This is a genomic window from Rothia sp. HMSC036D11, assembly GCF_001814205.1.
Classification (GTDB): Bacteria; Actinomycetota; Actinomycetes; order Actinomycetales; family Micrococcaceae; genus Rothia; species Rothia dentocariosa.
Genome location: NZ_KV815277.1, coordinates 259,900 through 277,404, shown reverse-complemented (window position 1 = coordinate 277,404; position 17,505 = coordinate 259,900). Strand labels below are relative to the sequence as shown.

The 17,505-nt window shown below is 52.5% G+C and carries 20 protein-coding genes; 12 read left to right on the top strand and 8 right to left on the bottom strand.

What is annotated here, in order from left to right; translation table 11 throughout:
* Nucleotides 1–71: 71 nt before the first annotated feature.
* From HMPREF2958_RS02125 to HMPREF2958_RS02115, 3 genes are all read left to right on the top strand, one after another.
* Nucleotides 72–326, top strand: a complete 255-nt coding sequence (locus tag HMPREF2958_RS02125; protein WP_070554894.1) for a hypothetical protein — start codon at nt 72–74, stop codon at nt 324–326.
* 170 nt (nt 327–496) lie between these two features.
* The gene (locus tag HMPREF2958_RS02120) at nt 497–1,123 is read left to right on the top strand and encodes a hypothetical protein (protein WP_070554891.1); all 627 of its coding nucleotides are present in this window, start codon (nt 497–499) and stop codon (nt 1,121–1,123) included.
* A 134-nt stretch (nt 1,124–1,257) separates the two neighbouring features.
* Entirely contained in the window at nt 1,258–1,968 is a 711-nt protein-coding gene (locus HMPREF2958_RS02115; RefSeq protein ID WP_070696122.1) for a DUF6318 family protein, read from the top strand.
* A gap of 165 nt (nt 1,969–2,133) precedes the next feature.
* Here HMPREF2958_RS02115 and adhP read toward each other — a convergent pair whose 3' ends face one another.
* A complete protein-coding gene (gene adhP, locus HMPREF2958_RS02110; protein WP_070696120.1) occupies nt 2,134–3,162 on the bottom strand; it encodes an alcohol dehydrogenase AdhP in 1,029 nt (342 codons plus the stop codon).
* A 368-nt stretch (nt 3,163–3,530) separates the two neighbouring features.
* Between adhP and HMPREF2958_RS02105 the strand changes: the two genes are divergently transcribed.
* From HMPREF2958_RS02105 to HMPREF2958_RS02095, 3 genes are all read left to right on the top strand, one after another.
* Nucleotides 3,531–4,295: a DUF6318 family protein gene (locus HMPREF2958_RS02105; RefSeq protein ID WP_238789131.1), complete on the top strand. Its 765-nt coding sequence runs from the start codon at nt 3,531–3,533 to the stop codon at nt 4,293–4,295.
* A gap of 99 nt (nt 4,296–4,394) precedes the next feature.
* Nucleotides 4,395–5,111: a DUF6318 family protein gene (locus tag HMPREF2958_RS02100; protein ID WP_070696116.1), complete on the top strand. Its 717-nt coding sequence runs from the start codon at nt 4,395–4,397 to the stop codon at nt 5,109–5,111.
* 275 nt (nt 5,112–5,386) lie between these two features.
* Nucleotides 5,387–6,142: a DUF6318 family protein gene (locus HMPREF2958_RS02095; RefSeq protein WP_070696114.1), complete on the top strand. Its 756-nt coding sequence runs from the start codon at nt 5,387–5,389 to the stop codon at nt 6,140–6,142.
* 203 nt (nt 6,143–6,345) lie between these two features.
* Here HMPREF2958_RS02095 and HMPREF2958_RS02090 read toward each other — a convergent pair whose 3' ends face one another.
* The 7 genes from HMPREF2958_RS02090 to HMPREF2958_RS02060 all read right to left on the bottom strand — a co-directional run bounded on the left by HMPREF2958_RS02090 (nt 6,346) and on the right by HMPREF2958_RS02060 (nt 11,875).
* Nucleotides 6,346–6,927: a TerD family protein gene (locus HMPREF2958_RS02090; RefSeq protein WP_070696112.1), complete on the bottom strand. Its 582-nt coding sequence runs from the start codon at nt 6,925–6,927 to the stop codon at nt 6,346–6,348.
* A 139-nt stretch (nt 6,928–7,066) separates the two neighbouring features.
* The gene (locus tag HMPREF2958_RS02085) at nt 7,067–8,164 is read right to left on the bottom strand and encodes a DUF475 domain-containing protein (RefSeq protein WP_070535756.1); all 1,098 of its coding nucleotides are present in this window, start codon (nt 8,162–8,164) and stop codon (nt 7,067–7,069) included.
* A 43-nt stretch (nt 8,165–8,207) separates the two neighbouring features.
* Nucleotides 8,208–8,786, bottom strand: a complete 579-nt coding sequence (locus HMPREF2958_RS02080; protein WP_004006392.1) for a TerD family protein — start codon at nt 8,784–8,786, stop codon at nt 8,208–8,210.
* Nucleotides 8,787–8,799: 13 nt separating this feature from the next.
* Nucleotides 8,800–9,585: a hypothetical protein gene (locus HMPREF2958_RS02075; RefSeq protein ID WP_070696110.1), complete on the bottom strand. Its 786-nt coding sequence runs from the start codon at nt 9,583–9,585 to the stop codon at nt 8,800–8,802.
* Complete coding sequence (locus HMPREF2958_RS02070) at nt 9,582–10,112, bottom strand: TerD family protein (protein ID WP_070535750.1); 531 nt, start codon at nt 10,110–10,112, stop codon at nt 9,582–9,584. The genes HMPREF2958_RS02075 and HMPREF2958_RS02070 overlap by 4 nt, the downstream gene beginning before the upstream one ends.
* Nucleotides 10,113–10,628, bottom strand: coding sequence for a hypothetical protein (locus HMPREF2958_RS02065; protein ID WP_070696108.1), 516 nt, complete (start codon nt 10,626–10,628; stop codon nt 10,113–10,115). It lies immediately after the preceding gene.
* Between the two features lie 8 nt (nt 10,629–10,636).
* Entirely contained in the window at nt 10,637–11,875 is a 1,239-nt protein-coding gene (locus tag HMPREF2958_RS02060) for a toxic anion resistance protein (protein WP_013398268.1), read from the bottom strand.
* 368 nt (nt 11,876–12,243) lie between these two features.
* Between HMPREF2958_RS02060 and HMPREF2958_RS02055 the strand changes: the two genes are divergently transcribed.
* The 6 genes from HMPREF2958_RS02055 (at nt 12,244) to HMPREF2958_RS02030 (ending at nt 17,212) form a co-directional block, all read left to right on the top strand.
* Nucleotides 12,244–12,888, top strand: a complete 645-nt coding sequence (locus HMPREF2958_RS02055; RefSeq protein WP_246827990.1) for a DUF6318 family protein — start codon at nt 12,244–12,246, stop codon at nt 12,886–12,888.
* Between the two features lie 195 nt (nt 12,889–13,083).
* On the top strand, nt 13,084–13,836 hold the full coding sequence (locus HMPREF2958_RS02050) for a DUF6318 family protein (RefSeq protein WP_070696104.1): 753 nt from the start codon (nt 13,084–13,086) through the stop codon (nt 13,834–13,836).
* A gap of 53 nt (nt 13,837–13,889) precedes the next feature.
* Nucleotides 13,890–14,531: a DUF6318 family protein gene (locus tag HMPREF2958_RS02045; protein WP_246827989.1), complete on the top strand. Its 642-nt coding sequence runs from the start codon at nt 13,890–13,892 to the stop codon at nt 14,529–14,531.
* Nucleotides 14,532–14,613: 82 nt separating this feature from the next.
* Entirely contained in the window at nt 14,614–15,306 is a 693-nt protein-coding gene (locus HMPREF2958_RS02040) for a DUF6318 family protein (protein WP_070696099.1), read from the top strand.
* A gap of 124 nt (nt 15,307–15,430) precedes the next feature.
* Complete coding sequence (locus HMPREF2958_RS02035) at nt 15,431–16,216, top strand: DUF6318 family protein (RefSeq protein ID WP_070696097.1); 786 nt, start codon at nt 15,431–15,433, stop codon at nt 16,214–16,216.
* 228 nt (nt 16,217–16,444) lie between these two features.
* Complete coding sequence (locus HMPREF2958_RS02030; protein WP_048752484.1) at nt 16,445–17,212, top strand: DUF6318 family protein; 768 nt, start codon at nt 16,445–16,447, stop codon at nt 17,210–17,212.
* Nucleotides 17,213–17,505: the final 293 nt, after the last annotated feature.

The following is a 17,505-nucleotide window of genomic DNA, read 5'->3' as shown; positions in this document are numbered from 1 at the left end:
GGTTGGCGTATGAGAAAAAACTCAAACTAGACTAGCCTGCGCTGTTTCGTTTTAAGATAAAGGTGACTTTAGTGGATCTCGATGTTCTTCTCTATAAATGGTTTCTTATGATTCTAGGGGGAATCCTTACCGTTGGAACCTTGATCGCTACAATATTTACTCTTGTTTTCGGTCCAGGAATAGGTTGGGCGGCTTTGATGCTGTTTTGTTCGCTGATAGGAGCAGTTACCTTCTATAGTGGCTGGGAGATAGGTCGAGGACGTCCGGAAGAGCAGGAACCTGAAGACCAAGAAACCTCTGATGCAGAACATCATCAGGAATCATAACCAGCATCTAATATTGGCTAGGGGTGTGTTCGTGAGCACACCCCTCTTGCTCTATTTATGCCCTGGTGAAGCTAACAAGGCTCTCTGAAAGCACGTGATGAGTATGTTAAGAAAGGTACAGTTGAAAAGACGTATCAACAGATATGGCGGGTTAGAAAGAGGGCTATGAGATGGAAAACGGTATTTTAGGTGGTCTGCTTGGCGGCCTACTCGTCGGAGCTATGCCCGGCATCCAGCGTAAAGGTTCACATGTCTCCGTCGGGGTGAGGCAACACCGCCCACGCTTTGTCCTCTACCTCGGATGGGGAATTTTTCTCTTCTTCCTAATTCCATTCCCCATATTTCTAGATATTATGTACGGTTTCGATATCGGCATGCATATTTTTATATTTATATTAGGTGCCCCTATGGGGCTGGTAGTCATTATTAATTACTATGTGCTCTATATCCGGTTTGATGAGCACTCGGTCACTTGGCGTAACTCCCTCGGACGCACCTATACCGCACCGTATACCTCGATTGATAGGCTCACGTATCTGGATAACAACCGCAACGGGTGGATTCGTATTATTTTCCGGGATCAGGGCAAGCGTAAGCGGCTGAGTTTTGATCCGGGGCAGTTCGACGGCACGGTGATTTTTGGTCATATTTTGTATAAGGTGCGTACGGGGGAGTGGGCCTCTTCGGTGCAGCAGTTGTCGGAGTCTGGGTTTTTAGAGGGGCGGGAGTCGTTTGAGGCGTTACGAGAGATCCGATTCGTGCGCAACTTACAAGCCTCAGCACCTCATACCGCGTAATCCCCAGGTGCATCAGCAAAACCTGTAATCTCCCAGCACCCGAGCCTATGGAACATAGCTCGCCCTAAATGGGTTCTTCCGGTGTATGCACTCTATAATAAATAGGCAATAATCACCGACTGAAAGATAACAACATGCTGACTACTTCTGTATCCCGCCGCGGTGCTCTAGGCATCTTGGGTCTTGGTTCTGCCGCGTTCTTGGCGGCGTGCTCCTCCTCTAACTCGAATGGCAACGGTGGGGATTCCGGCACATCGGCTTCCTCGACGAGCACCCGCAGCGACTACAGCGGCGAGGCAAAAATCGACAAGTTCGATACCTCAGCTGGCACCTACGAGCCGGCAACTCGCGAGACTCCCGCAAAGAATGTTCCCAAGCCCATCAAGCCTGAGAATATGAACGAAAACTCAGTCGCGGGTCTGTACTCTTCGATCGCATTCATTGGTGCGGCTTTGCAGTACGCACTGCAGACTGGTGATGTATCTCTGATCAAAGAAAGCGCTATGAGTGATGAGGATAAAGAGCGCACACTGTCGGGTGCTCTTTTTGCGGAGCTTCAGGGCGGGAAGAGCTGGCTTGCAGACCCTAAAATTGTGATGAACTTTGAGGATGCTAAGCCTAAGGAAGAGAACGGCACCTACACGTGGCCGGTAACCGTGAACGTAACTCGGGGGGAATACGGCGTACATGATGGTGAGGTTGTAGATTTTCCTGAAGAACAGCAGAAGCAAACTCAGAAGATTAACTTCACGGCTAAATACGACAATAACAAATGGAGTGTTGGGGGTTTCTATGAAACTGGTGGATCCGACAGCTCCGCATCCCACGATACCCAGGACAGCTAATCACTAGCTCCGCATATAAAGCGGTGTCCCCTGGAATTTCTATATGTTCCAGGGGACACCGCTTTTTGCATTAGGCTTTCAGAACCATATCGCAGGAACCAGCGGCAACCCGCGCTACAGCATAGATTCAGTACCTAACGCACCCGTGTGAGAAGCTTTCTTGCCTTACCACATGCTTGCGAAATCAAGCACCATGCGCCCGTTGATCTTGCCTGCGTTCATCTCCTCGAAGATCTGCGGGGCCTCATCAACCTTGCGCAGCTGCACTACGGGAACTACTAGCCCGTCTGCGCCGAACTGGAACGCTTCGGCAAGATCCTGACGGGTGCCAACCAACGAGCCGAGCACGCGAATACCGTCAAGAACGATCTTTGTGATAGACAGTTCCATCTTCTCGGGCGGAAGACCCACAGCTACTACGCTGCCCCCGGCACGCACGCTCTCAACCGCCTGGTTAAAAGCGACCTTCGATACCGCAGTTACCACGGCGGCTTGTGCACCACCATCAGTTACTTCACGAATCTTTGCCGGTACATCCTCAACCTCACGACCGTTAATCGTGACGTCGGCACCGGTTTCGGCGGCAAGTTGCAGCTTGTCATCGTTAATATCGACGGCAATAACCTTGGCACCGAAAACCTTCTTGGCGTACTGCACCGCCAGGTTGCCCAGCCCGCCAGCGCCGTAGGCGACCAGCCACTGACCGGGGCGTATCTGCGATTCCTTAATCGCCTTATAGGTGGTTACGCCCGCGCAGGTAATCGAGCTTGCCTGCGCCGCATCCAAACCTTCGGGGACCTTCACGGCATAGTCTGCCGTGACAAGGGCGTACTCGCTCATGGCACCGTCCACAGTGTAGCCCGCATTCTTGACGGTACGGCACAGGGTCTCCTTGCCGGAGGTGCAGTATTCGCAGTGCCCGCATCCCTGGAAGAACCATGCAATAGAGACACGGTCACCGGGCTTAAGAGATTCAACGCCTTCACCAACTTCGGTGACAATACCAATACCCTCATGCCCCAGGATGCGCCCCGGAACCTCACCGAAATCGCCCGCCGCAACGTGCAGGTCGGTGTGGCAGACGCCGGAGTACTCTAGCTTCACGAGCGCCTGACCGTGCCCCACCTCGGGCACGGGAACATCGGTGACATTTATCGAGCCATCAACAACATCAGGGACAACTACAGCCTTCATGGGAACCTCCCGTGTACTAGCTCACTATCAATGTTCGTTTAATCGTAAAGCTAACATAGAGACTTTTCTACAGTCCGGTGATATATTCAACCGTTAATACGGAATGATACTTATGAGCGATTTTGCGCTCTAGGGAGTCCACATAGAGAGCAAATAGATAACGAAATGATGAAGACGTGTCCAGGAACCCAGGGTTCAACAAAGCTCTAAGATACAATCGACGTAATGTCTCTGGTATGGAGCAACAAACTGGGAAGTTGAGGCTTATCTTCCGCCCCTGACTGCGCAGTTTTGGGCAAAAAGATGTGCTGAGACCCGGAACCTCGCTCGTAACCGCATCCCTTGAGAGCACCGATGAAAGGGCAAACATGCCAACCCGTTTACCCCACCATATCTCCCGCCGCGCCGCCTTGGGTGTGCTGGGCGCAGGATCTGCCGCCGTCGTTGTCGGATGCGCCCCCGCCGTCAAACCCGCGGACCTCGGGCAGGGGAGCTCGTCCTCCGCGAGCTCATCGTCGTCAAGTGCTTCATCCTCCAGCTCATCATCGAGCGCATCTACTCTGCCCGGCAACTCGAAAAACACGGGCGATGTAAAACTCGAAAAGTACGACACCTCCGCGGGTGAACATCAGCCTGCAACCCGTACCGAGAAACCGAAGAACGTTCCCAAACCTCTGCTCTCTGATAAAGCTAAAGAGAAAACCATAGACGGACTTTACGAGAACATCGCCTATATCGCGGCCTCTATGCAGTACCTCTTCCAGACCGGCGATATGGAGCCTTTCGAGAAATGCGCTCTGGTGTCATCCGAAAAGTCGAGTCTGTCCAGTAACACTACTGCTTCAGAGATGTTCAAGATGATCAAAGAGGGGAATGCCTGGATGGACAACCCGACCGTTGTGTTCTCGCTGAACACCTCCACCCCGAGCAGCAGCGGCAGCTCTTACTCGTGGGGCGGCACGATGAAGATGAATATGGGTTCCTTCGTCGTCGTGAACTCCATGAGTAAAGATGTGGAGTCCAGCAAACAACACGTTGATACGGATATTACCTTCGAGGCCCTCTATTCGGGCAGCTCGTGGACTATTCGCAGCAGCGGGGGTGCCGCCGGAAGCGGCGGATTCTCCATCTAAAACATTGTTGTTTTAGAGAGGTTGGGGTTTCTTAGCCTCACTAGATTTATGCCTTATTCGCTCTGAATGAGGCACATATGAAAGGAAAAAAAGAATATTATGTCATCGTTGATCGTGACTCGCCGTAACGCAACGCTGGGTGTGTTGGGCGCTGGCACTGCAGCCGCGCTCGCAGCATGTTCTTCGTCAAACTCAAACTCCAGCGGCGGCTCGTCAAGCTCCAGTAAGTCGGAACCCGCTAAGGATTACAAGGGCGAGGTCAAGTTCGATAGCTTCGATACCTCGGCAGGGGAGTATGTGCCCGCAACTCGCACCGAGCCTGCAAAGAACGTTCCTGTTCCGAAGCTGCCGGAGAACGCTAACGAAAAGTCCGTTGAGGCTTTCTACGCGCATATTGGTTACTACGCTGCATGCATGCAGTATTTGTTCGTTACGGGTGACGACGGGCCTTTCCGTAAGGGAGCTTATAAGGAAGATGAAGTCCAGATTATATATCAAGACCCCACCTGGTCTCAGGTTCTTCCGAAGGTTAAAAATGGGGAGATGTGGCTGGGTAATCCTACAGCTACGATCGAGACTCTCACCGCACAGCCAGAAATTAACGGGGATCGTTATAAGTGGTCTATTCAGCTGAGCATAAACATAGGCGAATTTACGGCTACTCCTGAGGGAGCAGACGATATTCCGCCTGGGGAAGGATATGCTAAGGCTCCAGGGACATTCATCGGTACTTACTCTGATAACAAGTGGAGCATTACAACCGCTCAAACTGGTAATACCGAAACCGTTAGCCCGAAAGCTAAGTCAAACGGCTAACTTTGAAACCCCGCAAGATCGTAGAAATCTTGCGGGGCTTTTTGTATTCGCAAGAAAATAGGGAACACTGATGTGCAGCGCTGAAATACCCCGGCGCGGCGCATCGCGCGAAAAAACTACCGTATTCTAAGACCCTAGAACGGCAGATATGCGAGCTCCCGCAGCCCCGATACACTAGAGTAGAGAGAAACACCCATGGCGGGTTCATGCGCTCGCCACCCGTGCTTCCCGCAGCCGCCTGCCCGCGGCGTTACGGAAGCACCGAAAGGAACACCATGCCACCTCATGATGTAACCCGCCGCGCCGCCCTAGGCGTCGTCGGCGCTGGCTCTGTCATTGCTCTTGCCGGATGCGCTGCCTCCGTGAGACCCGTCGATGCCGCCGCTAGCGGCTCCTCAAGCTCTTCATCGTCCGCGTCAAGCTCATCGTCCTCATCCTCTGCTTCCACCTCGGCTTCGTCTTCAGCTTCGTCCTCTGGAAGCTCGAAGAATTACAGCGGAGTCGTCAAACACGAAAAGTTTGATAAATCAGCGGGCGAGTTTGAGCCCGCAACGCGCGAACAGCCGGCGAAGAATGTCCCAATTCCGCAGATAGACGATCAAGCAAAAGAAAATTCAGTCGATGGGTTTTACGCCAATATTTCGTTTATCTCTGCGTCAGTTCAGTATTTGCTTGAAACAGGCGATGACGGGCCTTTACAGAAGACTGCGCTATCAGACAGCGATAAAGAGTCCTTTTTCAAAGATAATGAAGGCAATAATGTTATGGACGCTATTAAATTGAAAGAAATGTGGTTTGGTAACCCAACCGTAACCATTACTCTAGATACTCCTCAGCCAACAAAAAGCGGTGACTCGTATCGGTGGCAAGGTAAGACGGATATATTCTACGGCGAGTATGTCGCCGCTAGTTCGGGTTTCGCTGAGGACACTCCTGCCTCAGAACAGCACATCAAAGCTTCTTCCATGCTCAGAGGAACGTACACAAACGGCAGTTGGCAGATAAATTACCTTGTAGGATCTTCGAAATAGCTTTCTAGAGTTGAGTTAACCACAATAATATAGCTGGTCCCCCCATGCATCGTATTGATGCACGCGGGACCAGCTTTTGCTATCAGTACTATGCGCACAGAAACATTCCAAAGACAGCTCTTACCGCCATAAAGAAGAATAAAACCGCCGCTATGTACGCCTTGACGTGCCGCTATTGAATACGTGCACAGCACGCCAAATTTTTAGACAAGGTACCTTTTTACAGGGTCGATAACATCGCGCGGGGTGCGTGCCGCACCGGGCAGTGGGTCTCCAATAGCCCGAAGCTCCCAGCCGCGACCTATGCGTGCCAGCAAGGCTACCATGAGCCCTGTATGCGAGCCCTTTTCCGTCATCGAAAAACGTGCCATCTCCTGGCGGGTAGCAACGTTTTCAACGCGCACAAAAGCGTTGTCAATATTGCTGAACTGGTCCCCGGAATATGAGGTAATCACCAGCGCCAAGAAAGCAACGCGCGCATCCACGCCCGGGAGGTTAATATCGATAACCTCGTCGTCTCCTTCACCTGCACCCGTCAGGTTATCTCCGTGGTGAATAATAGAGCCATTGACCGAGCGTAACGACCCGTAGAAAACGACCTCAAGCAGGTTACCGGCTGCATCATAGCCGATCACGGAAGCATCCAGATCGACCGCTTTCTCTTTGATACGCCCAAAGAGCCCCTTGGTTTTAATGGGGTCCCAGCCTAAGCCCAAACGAACCTGGGTGAGCGAGCTGTCTTTCGAGAGATCTAGTTTCTGGCCTTTTGACAGGTTAATAGCCACAGTGCCTGTACCCTTCGTTAGTTATGTAGTTATGTAGTTATGTGGTCATAGAAATGCGGTGGGCGGATGCGCGGCGCACGCTGCGTCCGCATCGTCGCCCACCGTGTTGCTTGAGGGCTATGTGCCCTTGATACTACGGTTATGTGCTCTGTACCGGAGCGTCAGGTTCTGCAGTCTTTTCCGCGAGTGCTGCCTCCGCATGGTTTGCCTTGCGGGAGGAGATAATCGACCCGGCGATAAAGACGATGCCGGAAAGGCCGATCACGTAGTCGGGAATATCCCACTTGAGGGTTGCCAGAAGCATGAGCGCGAGAACGCCGATAGCCCAGTGCGCGCCGTGGTCCAGGTAGCGCAGCTCTTGAAGGGTTCCCTTCTCGACCAGGTAAATGGTCATCGACCGCACAAAGAGCGCGCCCACGCCCAAACCGATAGCGATAATAATGGGGTCTGAGGTTACCGCGAATGCGCCGAGAACGCCATCGAAGCTGAAGGAAGCATCAAGAACTTCTAGGAAGATAAACATGGAGAATGCTGCTTTACCGGTAAGTACGGCAACATTCGCCAGGGATTCTTCTTGAGATTCGTTTCGGTCTTCCATAAAGGTTGCCAGGCCGTTGGTCGCCAAGAAGGTGAGCATGCCCAGAAGCCCCGAGAGCAGAATGGTGTACTGCTCATGATGCTCGGCACCGAAAAGCTGAGAAGCCGTCACTAAGATAACCCCGGAAACCAATACAGGCATAGAATCAAAGTGCCCGGCTTTAGCGAGCGGTTTCTCGATCACGGATAGCCAGTGGACATCCTTACCAGCCTCGAAGAGGAAGGAAAGGAAGAGCATGAGCAGGAACATGCCGCCGAAGGAAGCGATGGTGTGGTGGGCGGATTCCAAAATGTACCCGTAGGTTCCGGGCGTATGCGGGTCGCCGCGTTCCATTGCAAGGTTCCAAGCTTCAACCGGACCTACGTTGCCTGCCAGGCAGACGATCAGGAAGGGGAAGATAAGACGCATACCAAAAACAGCGACCAGCACACCGACTGTCAAGAAGATATTGCGCCATGCATGCGACATTTTGTCTAGGTATTTTGCGTTCACACCCGCGTTGTCGAATGAGAACACGATCTCAAGGACAATCAGGATCGCGGCGGATACCATGCCGACAATACCACCATAAAAGGCGGCACCTATAAGTGCCGCAAGGGTAATCAAGAGATCGTATTTGAAGAATTTTAATAAAGCCATGAGGGCAGAAGGCTCTCCTTCGCGTTAGAGATAAGGCAGGTTGTTAAACGGTGAAACCGTAGGAGGTCAACAGATGCGGCAGACCACCAGTGAATGGATCTTCTACGGCTTTGAAACGCCATTCGCCGTTGTGGCGGTACACCATTGCGAAGAGTACAGCGGGCGCTGCCGAGCAGTCTTCGGAAAGGTCGTAACGAGCGATTTCTTCATTCGTGTCGTCGTTTATCAGACGTACATAAGCGTTACGTACTACACCGAAATTCTTACCGGTTTTTTCGCCTTCGTAGATAGAGGCGAGGATGTGAAGGCGCTGTACCTTTGGGTCTACTTTATCGAGGTTCACGATAATGGTCTCATCGTCACCTTCAGCATCGCCAGTGCGGTTGTCACCGGTGTGGACGACCGCACCGTCAAGGCTGGTGGGATTGTTAAAGAAGACGAGGGATGCATCGTCAAAAAGGATCCTGTCATTTTCGTCGGTGATCATGACGGATGCGTCAAGGTCATAGGCTTCACCTGCGAGGGATAGGTCCCAGCCCAGGCCGATGGTGAGGTTTTTCAGACCCGGTGCCTCTTTGGTGAGATTGATGGGGTTTCCTTTGGTGAGCTTAATAGCAGCCACTATATTTTCCTTTCTATTTATGGTGTTGATATTCGCTGAGAAGGGCGATGGCACAGGTAACGTAACCATCCTCACTTAATATTAGCGTACCCTTCCCTAAATCCCGGGTTATGTGTATATCGGGATTAGTGAGCTGAAGGTTCCTGCCGATCAGTTTTAAAGATCGGAGTAGCGTCAAAGATTTGGGGGGAATTGTCAAAACTGTGCCTGCTGCGTTGAGCGATATTCGGGTCATCCGAGAGACAGCATCAGTTGGGGGAGCGGATGAACCCGACAGCATAACACTCTCACCATCCCAGTTCAGCAGGAATGCAGTCATATCGGTTCCGGTAATACGTAGTTCTCCTACGGCGGCTTGTACCGCATCGAGCATAAAGAGACGTTCGCTTGGGCGAGCGTCGGTGATATTGGGGATGTGACCCCACCAGTGCGGTTCACGCAGGTGTTCGGATGGGGGAGTTATAGTTTTTGCTGTGTCTTCGGGTTGAGAATGCTGCCAAGATCCAGTCGATTCCGGGGTGTAGGTTGCCGTTCCGCGAGATTTGCTCATATTTGGGGGCTTAATCTGCCGGTGCTGCATCGGCTGCGCTGTCCCGGATGCGCCCGTCGCTCGGTTCGCTTGGCGGCTTATACTCCGCTGAGTATGCTGCGCCCTCTGGTGCCCTTGCTGGTCAGAGGGAATATCTGCAGACTGCGGCTCTCGGTTTGTTGCTGCTGCGGCAGCAGAGGGGGATGCTTGAGGACGTGCTTTCGGCTCAGGATCCGCTATGTAGGCAGTGATAAAACTGTAGCGACTCATAACCCGAACCCTTGAAGCATGGCGGAAACACTATGCCATTCATCGCACACAGCCCGCACTTTCCACTCGCCGCGGTGCTGGTACACCTGCATCAGCCGTACCGCCGCGCTGCGACCTACCTGCACGAGTGGGGCACGGAACATTGTTTTTCCGGTGGCGGGATTTATCATGCGTGCCCGAATCCCGCTGGCACGGTTGAGCCGCACGGTACTTTCCCCGTTTGTGAAGAGCACAACCTCCAGGGAATCTACGTCTTGGGGCACAGTGGGAAGGTGCAGATCGAACTGCACCTGATCGTCGCCCATGAGCTCGCGGCGGCGAACACTGCCCGCACGGTCTAAGACCTGGTGAGCAAATACAAAGTCTTGCCGCGAAACTAGTTTGCCGTTCGAGGTGAGAAGTACCCCTGCCTCCAGAGATTCACGTAGAAGCGGTTCGTCGGTGCGCCACCGCAGTCCTACCAGCACGTGGTCAAGATCGGGTGCTTCCTGGGTAAGATTGACGTTCTGACCAATGCTCAGTTCCATTTATACCGCCATTCTCTTGCGCATAAACAGGGTGTGCGTTTCAAGTTCAAGGCTGTTATCTGCCCGCACAAGGTTAAGCGCTGTGACGAATTCCTGATTTGCATCAGTAAGAGCCTGTACCAGCTCGGAGGTCTGCTCCGGGGTGGGGTTGTGCGTGCGGGTATAGACAGTCAACAGATTCGGTACATAGGTGGTTAGCGCCGTCTGGAGTGTGTATTCCGTCGTTGAGGGCAGGGTTGCGCGGGTATCACTACCCGTTTCTGCCGTTATTTTGCGGTAGGTTTCGACCATCTCGAAGGCGGGTACGAGTGCGCGCGGGGGTACAGACACGGCAAAATCCGCCAAATAATGCGAGGCATCATCCAACACATGCTGGGACTGGCGCAGGTGCGTGGGCTCCGGGGCAGAAGAATGAGCCGAGGCGTACTCCTGCGCCGGGGCATCCGTGACGCTTTCTTGTTGGGAGCGGATCGGGGAATCGTCCGGCACACCGAAAAACCGTTTGATAACGCCCACGGGTGCCTCTAATTCTGGGTGAGTGCGCGGTTTGTGGGAGTTCCGCTGGCGTGTGCAGGGGATTCGGGGGCATTATTCCTTCGTGTAACGCGCTCAAGAGATTCTGCCGTCAGTTCGCGCAGCATCTGGTTCGACTGGGCGAATGCTTCTACCGCTCCCTGGCGGAATGCGGAAACTTCGTCGAGCGCTTGAAGTACTTTTCCATGTGCCTGCGCCAAAACCTGCGGGTCGATTGCGGGTTGGGATGCCATCTGCTGGATGCGCGTAGCCTGCGAAGACAGCATATCGGCATTGCGCATAATAGCGTTTTCGGTGGTCTGCTTCAGAGCGCCAAGCTGCTGCAGAACCGCTTCCTGCATGCCTAAGGAACGGGCGATATAGGCGGTCATTTTGTATGCCCATAAGGTGGTGTCTTCGGCACGACGGATACCGCGAATGAGCTCTTTGCCGTTGCTGGAGACAACATCGCTTGTCAGGTACGCCTGCCCGGCAATTTCAAGTTTAGTGAGCAGATCGCTGATGCGCTGTTCGGTCACATACAGAACCTTCTCGGTGTAGATGCGCGCGGTTTCTTCATCTCCTTCAAGACGAGTTTCTTCGGCGGCGGCACGCACCATATCGGAGAACTGTTGAAGAACTGCGATCTTCTCGTTTAAATCCGTCATGCCTTCCTGAAGTTTCTCGCGCAGTTTCACGAGTTCCGCCTGCTGCATGACGAGTGCATCGGTGGATTTTTTCAGTTTTTTGCTGATGCCTTCAATATTTCTGTTGACGCTGGCGTACTGGTAGAAGAATTTCTCGATTTTGCTTTTGCCGCGCCCTATCAGGCGTTTTGCGATGCCGCGTTTACCGGGGGTACCGTCAATCGCGCTGTAATCCAGCGAGTTGATTTGTGCACGCAGTTCCGCCAGGTTTTGAGATGCTTTGGTTTGTGGGGAGTCCGGCGCAAGCTCAAGCTCCTGCATATTGAGCAGGCGCTGGGTAACCATGTCGATGCCGTTGAAGGTATCGGAACCGTAACTTGAAATCGTATTTTCGAGGGTATCGAGAAGTGAAGGCGACTTCAGATCGGTGTTGTTGAGAGTGATAGCCAGTTCGTCTGCTTCATGACTGATAGTTGCAACTTCAGGGGCACGCGTTTCCCGTTTTACAAGGTCGATAGCTCCCGCTTGGTTAAGTTTAGGCGGTGCTTGAGTTACGACCGGCGGGGCACCAACTTGGGGTTCGGAAGTAGGGATTTCAGCCATGAGATATCCTCTCGTCATGTCGGAACATACTCTTCTATGGTACTCAGCGCAGTGTGCAGAAGAACGTCCTTTCGTTAGAAAGCAATAAAAGTTGCATAAAAAAGTACCGGTATGCCTGTGGATAACTTCTCCAGTTTCTTCGTTGCGGAACGTAAAAACCTCGTTGTTTTACGGGTTTTTCTATGAAAATACGTGGAGGTCAAGATCGGTCTGCAAAGCACCGCTCCCGCTTTATATTTCGGCAGAATCGAGCGAAATCTCACAGAGCGCATACCGCTGAAATCTGCTATAAACCTCTACTTAAGGTGGATAATGAAGGGACTTCCCGCATTTTGATGCCGCACGAAAGGGGATTCACGGTGGAATATGTGCTAACACGTCGTTCCGCGCTGGGTGCTGCGGGTGCCGGTGCGGTGCTTTTTACGGTTGCTTCATGCTCGAATGAACGCAGTGACTATGCCGGAGAAGTCAAACTCGAAAAATACGATAATTCTGCCGGTAGTTTTGAAGCCGCCACACGGGACACCCCGCCCAAGAACGTCCCCAAACCTATCAAACCTGAGAATGCAGATGAAAAGTCCGTTGCCGGGTTTTACGCGAGCCTAGCCTATATCGCCGCCGCTATGCAGTATATGTTCGCCACCGGTGACACCGGTCCTTACGATGACAGTGCGCTCACCGAGGATGAGAAACACTATGTTCATAATTCCTCAAATGAGCAAATACTGGCACGCATGAGGGAAGGGCAAAACTGGTATGAGAACCCGCGCGTCACTATCTCCCTGAATACCGCGCAGCCCGCGATGGAAGGTGATACATACACGTGGGAAGGGAAGTTTTCTATGGAGTTCGGGAACTACCGCGTCGATCGTGGGCAGGTAAACGACCTAACGGAACGGCAAAAAAGCAATACCGAAGATATGGTTTTCAAAGGAATGTATACCAACGGGCGCTGGAGCGTTGAAACTCGGTCAAAGACCGTAGCCTCACAGAGCTCTACAGCTACACCATAGCGTTGTACCGTGCTTGGAAGGGATGCGCTCTGCGCTGGTTCTTGGGTGCGCGCAGGGATGATGAGAAAAATATAACAGCTTATGATGACGTCATATAACGCATGTTCGCACGGTTTAACGGCACAATAGTAAGGTACCCAGCCACATCACAGGGGTTTTAATCGTTGACGATTAAGACGCCGAAAGGAATGAAATATGTCAGAAAGATCCTATGATTTTTCGCGCCGAACCGCTCTTGCAGCAGCCGGTGCGGTGGGCTCGGCGATGGTGCTGAGCGCCTGCGCCCCGAAAGTGAGAGGAATCGCATCCGAGCAGCAGAGTGCGGGTGCAACCGCATCCAGCTCTAGTTCCAGCCCTCCATCTAGTTCCAGTTCAAGTTCTTCGTCCAGTTCCAGTAATTATGCAGGCGAGGTTCGCTTCACGAGTTTCGATACCTCGGCGGGCGCCTATGAGCCTGCCACGAAAGAGCATCCGTCAAAGAACGTACCTAAACCGACGAAACCCTCAGATATAAACGATAAGTCGGCGGCAGGATTTTATGCGGCGATTGGCTATACGACGGCAGCCATGCAGTACGCCATGGAAACACTGGACTTTAGCCTTGTAGCGGATGCGTTTCCACCAGAGTACAAAGATGTCCTGGAATCTAAATTTAACCAGCTGAAACAACAAACCACGAACAGTAAATCATGGTTTGGCGGCCCCAAATTTAAGGCGATTCTCAAGAGCCCGGAACCGACGATGAACGGTACGAGTGCCACCTGGGAGGGAACAATATCGTTTTCGCTGGGTACCTTTTACGGGCCGAGTGGAGTAAGCCGAGAGTCTGAGACAGAGACATCAGATACCCTCTACCGCGGAACCTACACGGAAGGGCGCTGGTGGGCTATCTACGGCAGCTCCTCGGGTTCGTCAGGATCTGGATCGTCTCAAGAATTTTCACTCTAGAAACACCACACAGATATTCGGGCTAAGAAGTCCGCACCATGAAAGGAAAAAGAATGTCCGCTCTACATGTCTCACGTCGCACCGCGTTTGGTCTGGCGGGTGCAGCCTCTGCGACCGTGGCGCTTGCCGCGTGCTCTAATGGCGATGGAAAAGATTACAGCGGAGAAGTGAAGTTTGACAGCTTCGAACGCTCCGGGAATTATGAACCAGCAACCAAAGACAAACCTGCCCAAAATGTGCCTAAACCCGTTAAACCTTCTCAGATGAATGAAAAATCGGCGGCAGGATTCTATGCGGCGATCGGCTATCTCGCGGCTGCAATGCAGTACCTGTTGGAGGACCTAGAGCCCGAACCACTAATTGAAGTTCTGGGGGATTCACAAGGAAATTATGACCAGTTTAAACAGATGAAATCCTCCAACCTCGCATGGGTCGTTAATCCTAAAGTCGTGATCTCCTTGAAGACTCCTCAGCCTAAAGCCGATGGTGATACGTACACATGGGATGCAAAAGGCACCATTAAATATGATGGGATCGGGAGCAGTGTTGATGCTGCACAGCAGGCGGGTAAAGATCAAACAAGCGATATAACTATCAAGGGAACCTATAAGGACGGTCAGTGGCGTATGACAGACCCAGAGGCCACTTCAACATCCGGAAGCTCATCGAGCTCCGGGTCACTTTTCGGTTTCTAAATTTATTTAAGACCTGCTAATTGCATCTGCATATGCGCCCAGGTTTCAGCATGAGCCTGAGCGCTGAAAGGAAACACATATCATGAACACACATGCGTATCGTCTCTCACGTCGCACCGCGTTTGGTTTGGCGGGTGCTGCCTCTGCGACCGTGGCGCTTGCCGCGTGCTCTGGAGGCGTTAACGGTGTCAGTTCCCAAAGCGAGCGCACCGACTTTAGCGGCGAGATCAAGTTCGATAACTTTGACACTTCTGCGGGAGAATACAAGCCCGCAACCAAGGATCACCCCGCCGAAAATGTGCCGAAGCCGAAGAAGCCGGATAACGCTAACGAAAAGTCAGCGGCAGGTTTTTACTCGTCTATCGGCTACCTTTTTGCATCCTTCCAGTACTTCTTCGAGTCTTTTGACCTCGAACCCCTGATGGAGGTTATGGTAGACAACACCGGACAGAAGGTGCCTGCGCCGCAATTTGAGCAGCTTAAGCAGATGGGCACCGGGGGAGTCGTGTGGTTTTATGACATGAAAATTACCAGTAGCCTCAAGACCCCGCAGCCGAAGATGGACGGCGACACCTATACCTGGGATGGAAGCGTTACCATAAAAATCGGCGGTATGGGTGGTCGTGGGGGCATGGGCCGGGAACTGAACAAGGAACAGAGTCAAGACGTTACGTTCAAGGGAACCTATAAGGACGGTCAGTGGCGTATGACAGACCCAGAGCCCACTTCAACATCCGGAAGCTCATCGAGCTCCGGTTCGCTGTTTGGCATCTAGCGAAATTTTACGGTGAGAGTATTCATTTCTCGTTATCGTGATGGGTAGCAAGTATATGCGTATGCTGTACCTCCGATGATCGATACCACCCGAGTGTCAGGGCTTGGGTTCCGAAAGGACTAGCATGTCTTCATTGAATATCTCTCGCCGTTCCGTGCTTGGGTTCCTTGGCGCCGGTTCTGCGGCGGTGGCTCTTGCTGCCTGTTCCGGGGCAAATAATGCTGGCGGGTCAGGCTCCTCCGCATCCGGTGGCCAAGACCAAAAGGACTATAGCGGCGAGGTGAAATTCGACAACTACGACACCTCTGCAGGTAAGTACGAGCCCGGCACCAAGGAACAGCCCCCGAAGAACTTCCCTAAGCCCCTCAAACCAGAGCAGATGGGTGAGAAATCCGTCGCTGGTTTCTATGCGGCAATCGGGTATATGGTAGCTTCGCTGGAATATTTCACAGGCGCCAATGACCCGGAACCTTTGTTGCAGGTCGCGGCAGACAACCAAGGGAATAAGATATCTCCTGATAATTTTCGGCAAGTGGTTGAGCAGAGGAAATCTCAAAAAACCTGGGCTGAAGATCTTATGATGGTGGCAATTTTGGATTCCCCGCAGCCTAAGATTGACGGCGATACCTACACCTGGAACGGAAAGATCAAAGCTAGCAATGGTTCCTTCATCATGTTTAACGGACAAGTGATAGATATTCCCGAAGACAAAAAAGAGGAAGAATCACCTGCCATCTTTAAGGGAACCTATAAAGGCGGTACCTGGTTGCTACAGGATCCGAGTGCTGCAGGACAATCTGGAAGTGCCCAGAATCAGCAGCAGGGACAGAACCAGGGGCAAACCCCGCAGCAGCAGGCTCCGCAGGAAGGAGCCGGGGAAGGCACATCTGGAAACGGCGGGGCACAGTAGCAATACCGCACAAGCTTGTCTAGGAGAACCGAGTGTAGGTTCCTACTTAAAGAAAACCCGCAGGAAGCACGATGTTCTTGCGGGTTTTCCGCGCTCTTAGCTGAATCTTTGTTCAGGGAACACTTAAACCTCGCATGAATTTCTACATCATGTACACAATGGGAATACATCCAACCACAGTTTGCGCCTTGATGCACGGGTAAAAGGCGCTGAAAGGACACCATTTCGATGCCCTCCCACACCTCCCGTCGTTTTCCCCGCCGTTCCGCGCTCGCGTTGTTGGGCATAGGCTCAGCGGGATTTATTGCCTCCTGCCTATCAAGAAACCAAGGATCTGCCACGAACTCTGATGAAACCCGCACCGACTTTGCGGGTGAGGTCAAATTCGATACATATGATGAATCTGCGGGAGCCTTTAAACCTGCAACTCGTGATCATCCGGCTCAGAACGTGCCTGTGCCCATCAGACCCGAGCATATGAACGATAAATCTGTGCAGGGGCTTTACAATACGATCGCCTATATTTCCGCCGCCCTCCAATATATGAACGCCACCGGCAACACCCGACTTTATGATGAAAGCGCCGCCGCAGAGCCGGGACATAGCGTCATGCGCGGCGAAAAAGACGAAAAAGCGTTCTCTTTAATGCGTGAAGGGCGCGTCTGGTTCGATAACCCCGCAGCCACGGTAACCCTCAAAACCTCCGAACCGACTATCAAGGGCGATACCTACACCTGGGAAGGAAAGACCACCCTCGATTACGGAACCTTTCAGGTGGGCGAGAAAGAGACCGTGAACCTTTCTCTCGCGAAACGGTACGAAGTTGCCCAGACCACCTTCACCGCGGTGCATCGTGACGGCCGCTGGTGGTGTAAGGTGAGCGTTCCCGAAAAGATCGTGGGAGCCCCCGAAAGAACTGATCTTTTCTCGCATTTTAGGATGCGTGTAGAAGACCTAACCCCCACGCCCGTACCTACACCGGAGGCAAAGAAATAAAGGCGCTGAGGGTTTTCGGTTATGGATGTGCGTACACAGCAAATATTCAACTGAACGGCCTCAACCTGGGAATATGCAGAAATACCTGCGGCAATCCCAAGCATAAATCATGACGCATGGCAGGATAGTTAGAGGTAACCCAACCACAAGGAGCGTTCATGCTCTCTGCCCTAAACACGGATAGGATACCTTATTATTATCCGGGCATAAGCAAGGCGCCGAAAGGAATACTATGAATATCCCAGCGCATTATCTGACCCGCCGTTCCGCTCTTGGGGTGATCGGCGCCGGTT

What these genes read in the sequence shown, in the direction of transcription:
- HMPREF2958_RS02060 (WP_013398268.1), bottom strand. Translation starts at nt 11,875, where the DNA reads ATGGCTGAAATCCCTACTTCCGAACCCCAAGTTGGTGCCCCGCCGGTC.
- HMPREF2958_RS02070 (WP_070535750.1), bottom strand. Translation starts at nt 10,112, where the DNA reads ATGGAACTGAGCATTGGTCAGAACGTCAATCTTACCCAGGAAGCACCC.
- adhP (WP_070696120.1), bottom strand. Translation starts at nt 3,162, where the DNA reads ATGAAGGCTGTAGTTGTCCCTGATGTTGTTGATGGCTCGATAAATGTC.
- HMPREF2958_RS02035 (WP_070696097.1), top strand. Translation starts at nt 15,431, where the DNA reads ATGTCTTCATTGAATATCTCTCGCCGTTCCGTGCTTGGGTTCCTTGGC.
- HMPREF2958_RS02120 (WP_070554891.1), top strand. Translation starts at nt 497, where the DNA reads ATGGAAAACGGTATTTTAGGTGGTCTGCTTGGCGGCCTACTCGTCGGA.
- HMPREF2958_RS02075 (WP_070696110.1), bottom strand. Translation starts at nt 9,585, where the DNA reads ATGAGTCGCTACAGTTTTATCACTGCCTACATAGCGGATCCTGAGCCG.
- HMPREF2958_RS02100 (WP_070696116.1), top strand. Translation starts at nt 4,395, where the DNA reads ATGTCATCGTTGATCGTGACTCGCCGTAACGCAACGCTGGGTGTGTTG.
- HMPREF2958_RS02050 (WP_070696104.1), top strand. Translation starts at nt 13,084, where the DNA reads ATGTCAGAAAGATCCTATGATTTTTCGCGCCGAACCGCTCTTGCAGCA.
- HMPREF2958_RS02105 (WP_238789131.1), top strand. Translation starts at nt 3,531, where the DNA reads ATGCCAACCCGTTTACCCCACCATATCTCCCGCCGCGCCGCCTTGGGT.
- HMPREF2958_RS02030 (WP_048752484.1), top strand. Translation starts at nt 16,445, where the DNA reads ATGCCCTCCCACACCTCCCGTCGTTTTCCCCGCCGTTCCGCGCTCGCG.
- HMPREF2958_RS02040 (WP_070696099.1), top strand. Translation starts at nt 14,614, where the DNA reads ATGAACACACATGCGTATCGTCTCTCACGTCGCACCGCGTTTGGTTTG.
- HMPREF2958_RS02045 (WP_246827989.1), top strand. Translation starts at nt 13,890, where the DNA reads ATGTCCGCTCTACATGTCTCACGTCGCACCGCGTTTGGTCTGGCGGGT.
- HMPREF2958_RS02115 (WP_070696122.1), top strand. Translation starts at nt 1,258, where the DNA reads ATGCTGACTACTTCTGTATCCCGCCGCGGTGCTCTAGGCATCTTGGGT.
- HMPREF2958_RS02095 (WP_070696114.1), top strand. Translation starts at nt 5,387, where the DNA reads ATGCCACCTCATGATGTAACCCGCCGCGCCGCCCTAGGCGTCGTCGGC.
- HMPREF2958_RS02085 (WP_070535756.1), bottom strand. Translation starts at nt 8,164, where the DNA reads ATGGCTTTATTAAAATTCTTCAAATACGATCTCTTGATTACCCTTGCG.